Origin of the sequence: Mesorhizobium sp. M7A.F.Ca.CA.002.05.1.1 (genome assembly GCF_003998335.1) — a bacterium.
Lineage (GTDB): Bacteria > Pseudomonadota > Alphaproteobacteria > Rhizobiales > Rhizobiaceae > Mesorhizobium.
Genome location: NZ_RZQI01000974.1, coordinates 1 through 2,137 on the forward strand (window position 1 = coordinate 1; position 2,137 = coordinate 2,137).

General features: G+C 64.5%; 3 protein-coding genes. All 3 read left to right on the forward strand.

Going from position 1 to position 2,137, the window contains the following annotated elements; genetic code table 11:
* Positions 1–34: 34 nt before the first annotated feature.
* On the forward strand, positions 35–862 hold the full coding sequence (locus EN939_RS31335) for a TPM domain-containing protein (RefSeq protein WP_245473237.1): 828 nt from the start codon (positions 35–37) through the stop codon (positions 860–862).
* A gap of 8 nt (positions 863–870) precedes the next feature.
* Positions 871–1,509, forward strand: coding sequence for a TPM domain-containing protein (locus EN939_RS31340; protein WP_127271483.1), 639 nt, complete (start codon positions 871–873; stop codon positions 1,507–1,509).
* Positions 1,510–1,816: 307 nt separating this feature from the next.
* The coding region (locus EN939_RS31345; RefSeq protein WP_164751384.1) for a GNAT family N-acetyltransferase at positions 1,817–2,137 on the forward strand (321 nt) is incomplete at its 3' end.

Below are 2,137 nucleotides of genomic sequence, written 5' to 3' on the forward strand. Positions count from 1 at the left end.
CCTGGCGAAACGCGGCCGCCTCGCCTCGGCCGTCCTGATTGCTGCGGTCGTGCTGTTCTCCTGTATCACGGCCTACGCGGCCGACCTGCCGGCGCTGACCGGCCGCGTCGTCGACAATGCCGGCATCATCGATGCCGCGACCAAGGCGGCGCTGACGCGGAAGCTCGCCGACTTCGAGACAAAAGGTTCCGACCAGATCGTCGTGGCGACGATCCCCAGCCTCGATGGCGAGGAGATCGAGCCCTACGCCAACCGCCTGTTCCGCTTCTGGAAACTTGGCCAGGCGGGCGAGAACAATGGCGTGCTCCTGCTGGTTGCCCCGAACGACCGCAAGATGCGCATCGAGGTCGGTTATGGGCTGGAAGGTACGCTGACCGACCTGCATACCAAGCTCATCATCGAAAACGACATGGTGCCGGCCTTCCGCGCCGGCGACTTCTCCGGCGGCATCAGCAAAGCCGTCGATGACATGGTCATGGTGCTGGAAGGCAATCCGGAGGAGCTGGAAGCGCGAGGCAAGCGCAATCCCGCCGATGACGGCACGTCCATCGATCCGATCGTTGCCGTGTTCCTGATCCTGTGGGCGACGATGTTTTTCGGCGGGTTGGCGATGGCGTTCCTGCCGCCGATGTTGGGCACGAAGCTGTCGCCGGGCGTGTACAGATGGCTGGGCATGACGTTTCGTTACGGCCGTGGGCCGAGCGGGTACTCGGGCAGCAGTGGCTGGACAACGGGTTCGTCTTCGGGCGGCTGGTCGTCGGGGAGCTCCGGTGGTGGCTGGTCTTCGGGATCAAGCGGCGGTGGCGGGTTTTCCGGTGGCGGCGGCTCATCGGGTGGTGGCGGTTCTTCAGGAAGCTGGTGAGACATATCATGGCAACACGACCAATCAGCCCGCAGGATCATGAGCGCATCGCAACCACGATCCGCGCCGCCGAGGAGAAAACCGACGGCGAGATCTACTGCGTCGTGGCGCATGCCAGCGACGGCTATTTCTTCCCGGCCGCCTTCATGGCGACCGTGTGCATGCTGATCGTCAGCCTGGCGGTCGGCTACGGTCTGGAGGCCTGGTGGCTGTCGATCCGGCTGCCGCATTTCGTCCTCGCCCAGCTCCTGGCGCTTGCCTGCGTGCTGGCCTTGTTGTGGGCGCTGCCCGGCCTGCGCATCCATCTGGTGCCGAGGCGGCTGCGCTACCAGGCGGCGCACGCCAACGCGAGCAAGCAGTTCCTTGCCCGCAACGTCCACCGCACCACGGCGCGCACCGGCGTGCTGGTCTTCGTCTCGATCGCTGAACGCTACGCCGAAGTGGTTGCCGATTCGGGCATCGACGCCAAGGTCGGCCAGCATGTCTGGGACGGTGTCGTGCGCGACCTTACCGCGCATGCCGGCGACGACCGGCTTGCCGACGGCTTCGTCAAGGCGATCGAGCAGGTGGGTGCGGTGCTGGCCGAGCATTTCCCGGTCACGGTGGGCGACAGCAACGAACTTGACGACCATCTCGTCGAAATCTGAAAGCCCGCCTGCAAACGCTACTCAGCCGGACGCCTGACGCGGTTTTCTGCGCTTCCGGCTTTCGCCGACCGAAGCACTCACTCATAAGCGGCCTTGGCAGGCAGGCTTCGGCCGGCGTAGGCCGGTGCTCACGTGCAAAACAACGCTCCTCTCCGGTTCTCGAAGGCCACGCCATCCGCCTCGGCTGAGCGCGTTTTCAAGCAGGCTTTGCCTGATCTCATCAGTGCCATGATCGCCTGTGAGAAAGCAGCCGGCGGGCCGCCGGGACTCTTGCAATCGGGCGATGCGGGTTTATGGTTAACAAATCATGAATACGCTGACGATCGACATCCGGAAAGCCGACCCGCGCGATGCCAGTGCCATCGCCGAGGTGCATCTGGAGGCCTGGCGCGGCGCCTATTCCGGCATCATTCCGCACCGCACCCTGACATCGATGATCAACCGTCGAGGTGCCGACTGGTGGGCGAATGCGATTCGCCGCGCCGCCACTGTTCTGGTGGTCGAGATCGGCGGAAAGATCGCCGGCTATGCGACGATCGGCAAGAACCGCGCCCGTGAACTCAGGCAGCAAGGCGAAATCTACGAATTGTACCTGCGGCCGGAATATCAGGGCATCGGGCTCGGCAGC